The organism is Halomonas kalidii (genome assembly GCF_030010475.1).
GTDB classification, from domain to species: domain Bacteria; phylum Pseudomonadota; class Gammaproteobacteria; order Pseudomonadales; family Halomonadaceae; genus Halomonas; species Halomonas heilongjiangensis.
In genome coordinates this window covers 1-4175 of the sequence record NZ_JASCQN010000004.1, presented here as the reverse complement: position 1 = coordinate 4175, position 4175 = coordinate 1, and the positions used below count along the sequence as shown (strand labels likewise).

At 65.2% G+C, this 4175-nt stretch carries 5 protein-coding genes; all 5 read left to right on the top strand.

Features of this window, described 5'->3' with window-relative positions; translation table 11 throughout:
- On the top strand, window positions 1-402 hold a 402-nt coding region (locus tag QLQ85_RS00425; RefSeq protein ID WP_282737215.1), incomplete at its 5' end, for a LysR substrate-binding domain-containing protein.
- Window positions 403-612: 210 nt separating this feature from the next.
- Window positions 613-1125 carry a TRAP transporter small permease subunit gene (locus QLQ85_RS00420; protein ID WP_282737214.1) on the top strand — a complete coding sequence of 171 codons (513 nt, stop codon included), beginning with the start codon at window positions 613-615 and terminating at the stop codon, window positions 1123-1125.
- Window positions 1122-2444, top strand: a complete 1323-nt coding sequence (locus QLQ85_RS00415) for a TRAP transporter large permease (RefSeq protein ID WP_282737213.1) — start codon at window positions 1122-1124, stop codon at window positions 2442-2444. Before QLQ85_RS00420 ends, QLQ85_RS00415 begins: the two co-directional genes overlap by 4 nt.
- 79 nt (window positions 2445-2523) lie before the next feature.
- On the top strand, window positions 2524-3582 hold the full coding sequence (locus QLQ85_RS00410; protein WP_282737212.1) for a TRAP transporter substrate-binding protein: 1059 nt from the start codon (window positions 2524-2526) through the stop codon (window positions 3580-3582).
- 139 nt (window positions 3583-3721) lie between these two features.
- On the top strand, window positions 3722-4175 hold a 454-nt coding region (locus QLQ85_RS00405; RefSeq protein WP_282737211.1), incomplete at its 3' end, for a LysR family transcriptional regulator.

Sequence of the window (4175 nt, the reverse complement as noted above, 5' to 3'; positions counted from 1 at the left end):
TGGCTGGCACGGCAGCTGGACTTCGTGCGCTATACCCCGCAGTCGCTGATCGGCCAGACGGTCGAGCGCCACCTGCGGCTCAACCGGCTGGAGCTACCGGCCCGGTTGCATCTCGACAACACCTTTGCCTTGCTCCGCCTGGTCAGCGCCGGCGTGGGCTGGACCATCACCACGCCGCTGTGCCTCTATCAGGCGGGCTTCGCCGGCCTGGGGGTGAGGGTGGTGCGGCTGCCGACCGAGCCGCTGCGCCGCGAGCTGACCCTGGTGTCGCGTCGTGACGAGCTGGGTGGGCTGCCGGGCCAGCTGGCCAGCGACAGCCGCCGCCTGCTGGAACGGCACTTCCGCGTCGCTATCGAGCGTGAGCTGCCCTGGCTGGTGCCGGAGCTGCGTCTCGGCGACTGACGACGAGACGGCCTCTCGTCCTGAGCGGCCCGCTGCCTGGCGGTGAAGTCGCGATCGATGATGCCCCTGGCGGGTGCATTATCGATTTCATCGATAGTGCGAGCGTCACCGGGATCGATGATCTTTGTGCTTTGCCGACCCCTCTGCTCAGACTGGAACGATGCAGATTATCACCACGAATCGTTACCGGATACGGGGCACTACGACACGATGCCAAGAACAATACGGCTCTATGTACGCTGGGTGGATGCGTTCAACCGCCGGGTGGGGCGGATCATCATGTACCTGGTCTTCGTGATGATCGGTGTGCTGCTCTTCTCCTCCGTCTCGCGCACCGCCTTCAACAGCCCGCTGATCTGGAGCGTCGAGGTGTCCCAGTTCCTGATGGCGTCCTACTACCTGCTGGGCGGTGCCTATTCGATGCAGCTGGCCGCGCACGTGCGCATGGACCTGTTCTACTCGCGCTGGTCGGATCGTACCCGCGCCGTCGTCGATGCCTTCACCATCGTGCTGCTGTTCGTGTTCCTCGGTGCCCTGCTGGCCGGCGGGATCTCGAGTACCGAGTACGCCCTGCGCTACGGCGAGAAGAGCTACACCTCCTGGGCGCCGCCGCTGGCGCCGATCAAGATCATCATGACCTTCGGCATCGTGCTGATGCTGCTGCAGAGCCTCTCGACCTTTTTCAAGGACGTCGCCCGGGCGTGCGGGGAGGCTCTCGAATGAGCTATCAGATGATCGCCCTGACGATGTTCTCGACCATGATGCTGCTGCTGCTCACCGGGCAGCGGGTATTCGGGGTCATCGGCTTCGTCGGGGCGGCTTCGGCCCTGCTGCTGTGGGGCACCGGCGGGGTCGAGATGCCCTTCAACGCGGCGATCCAGCTGATGAACTGGTACCCGCTGCTGACGCTGCCGCTGTTCGTCTACATGGGCTACATGCTCTCGGAGTCGGGGATCGCCAGCGAGCTCTACGAGATGTTCCACGTATGGATGGGCTCGCTCAAGGGCGGGCTGGCCGTGGGCACCATCGGCCTGATGGTGGTGGTGTCGGCGATGAACGGACTGAGTGTGGCGGGCATGGCGATCGGGGCGACCATCGCCCTGCCGGAACTGCTGCGCCGCGGTTACGACAAGATCATGGTCACCGGGGTGATCCAGGCAGGGAGCTCGCTGGGCATCCTGGTGCCGCCCAGCGTGGTGCTGGTGCTCTACGGCATGATCGCCCGTCAGCCGGTCAGTCAGCTGTGGCTGGCGGGGGCGATTCCCGGGCTGATCATCGCCGCGCTGTTCGTCATCTACATCGTCATCCGTTGCCACTTCCAGCCCCACCTGGGGCCGGCATTGCCCGCCGAGGAACGGCAGATGAGCCTGGCCGAGAAGCTCCGGCTGCTGCGTGCCGGCATCCTGCCGCTGCTGATCTTCTTCTTCATGACCGGGCTGTTCCTGATGGGGGTGACCAGCCTGGTGGAGAGCTCGGCGGTGGGGGCGTTGGCGGCGACGCTGGCGGCGCTGGTCAAGCGGCGGCTGAGCTGGGCGGTGATCGAGAGCACCGTGCGCAAGACGCTGGGCATCAGTTGCATGTTCATGTGGATCATCCTCGCGGCGCTGTGCTTCGGCGCGGTGTTCGACGGCCTCGGTGCGGTGCGTGCCATAGAGAACATCTTCCTCGACCGCATCGGCATGAGCCCCTGGCAGATACTGGTGATGATGCAGCTCTCCTACATCCTGCTCGGCATGTTCCTCGACGATACCGCCATGCTGGTGATTGTGGCGCCGCTCTACGTGCCGCTGGTGATCAGCCTGGGGTTCGACCCGATCTGGTACGGGGTGCTCTACACCATCACCGTGCAGATCGCCTACATGACCCCGCCGTTCGGCTACAACCTCTTCCTGATGCGCGCCATGGCACCGCCCGAGATCTCGCTGGGCGATATCTACCGCAGTGTGTGGCCCTTCGTCGGGATCATGCTGATCGGGCTGGCGCTGATCACCGCTTTCCCGCAGCTGGCGCTGTGGCTACCGCAGCTCTATCGCGGCTACTGACTCCCAGGAGGTGAACCACGGCACGACGATCGAATACCACGACTCTTCCGACAACAAGCAAAACAGCAGGAGAAGACCCATGACCAATCGTCGCGATTTCCTCAAGAAGGCCGGGGTGGCCACCGCCGCCACGGTCGGTGCCGCGAGCATCGGCGCCCCCTATGTGCATGCCCAGTCACGCAGCCCGATCCGCTGGCGGCTGCAGACCTATGCCGGCCCGGCACTCGCCGAACATGTCATCAAGCCCTCCATCGATGCCTTCAACCGGGCCGCCAACGGCGAGATGGAAATCGAGCTCTACTACTCCGATCAGCTGGTACCCACCGGCGAGCTGTTCCGCGCCATGCAGCGTGGCACCATCGATGCCGTGCAGAGCGACGACGACTCGATCAATGCGCCGGTCGACGTCTCGGTGTTCGGTGGCTACTTCCCCTTCGCCTCGCGCTACAGCCTCGACGTGCCGGCGCTGTTCCACCACTACGGCCTCAAGGAGATCTGGGAAGAGGCCTACGGCGAGATCGAAGGCGTCACCTGGCTGGGCTCGGGGGCCTGGGACCCGTGCAACTTCGTCACCCGCGACCCGATACGCAGCATCGCCGACCTGGAGGGCAAGCGGGTCTTCACCTTCCCGACCGCCGGGCGCTTCCTCAGCCGCTTCGGCGTGGTGCCGGTGACGCTGCCCTGGGAGGACATCGAGGTCGCCATGCAGACCCGCGAGCTCGACGGCATCGCCTGGGCGGGCATCACCGAGGCCTATACCGTCGGCTGGGCCGATGTCAGCAACTACTACCTGACCAACAACATCTCCGGTGCCTGGTCGGGCTCCTACTTCGCCAATACCGAACGCTGGGACGAATTGCCCGAGCACCTCAAGACGCTGTTCAGGCTGTGCATGGACAGCTCCCACTACTATCGCCAGCACTGGTACTGGTGGGGCGAGGCGCACTATCGCACCACCGGCGGCAAGCTCGAGCTGACCTCGATCCCCGAGGAGGAGTGGCAGACCATCGAGGAGGAGGCGCTGGCGTTCTGGGACGAGATCGCCGCCGAGAGCGAGCGCAGTGCCAGGCTGGTGCAGATCCTCAAGGACTACCGCCAGACCATGCAGGATGCCGGCCCTCCGTATCGTTACGGTTGATACGACGCCTGGCTGACGCCCGCCGCCGGCGATACCGGCCAGGCGCTGCCGCGATGTCGTCGAATCCTGACATCGCTGTGCCCCGAAACCGATGCGGGGCCGGCCTGTCACGATCGGTTCCCGGGCCAAGGAGGAAGCGATGCGGAGTGGTTTCGGCTTCGATCTGCGTAGCATGGAAATCTTCGTCGAGACCCTCGAGCGTGGCAGCCAGACCGCCGCGGCCGAGAGCCTGGGCCTCAAGCAGTCGTCGGTGTCCCAGAGCCTGGCCAATCTCGAGGAGGCCCTGGGCGTGACCCTGCTGAACCGGCACTCGCGTCCGCTGGAACCCACCGGCGCCGGTCGCTTCTTCTACGATCGCGCCAAGCGCCTGCTGAACGAGGCGCGCAGCACGCGGCGGGAGTTGGTCTCGGGGGCCTTCGGTCGCCTGCATCAGGTGCGCATGGCGCTGGTCGACTCGCTGGCCACGGCGGTGGGGCAGCCGCTGATCGAGGTCATCAAGCGCCATACCGGCGACTATACGCTGACCACCGGGCTCTCCCATATGCATGGCCACTCGCTGCTGACGCGACATGTCGACATCATCATCTCCGACG

Bases quoted from the DNA above. Each gene is read 5' to 3' on its own strand.
- QLQ85_RS00420 (WP_282737214.1), top strand. From the start codon at position 613: ATGCCAAGAACAATACGGCTCTATGTACGCTGGGTGGATGCGTTCAAC.
- QLQ85_RS00415 (WP_282737213.1), top strand. From the start codon at position 1,122: ATGAGCTATCAGATGATCGCCCTGACGATGTTCTCGACCATGATGCTG.
- QLQ85_RS00410 (WP_282737212.1), top strand. From the start codon at position 2,524: ATGACCAATCGTCGCGATTTCCTCAAGAAGGCCGGGGTGGCCACCGCC.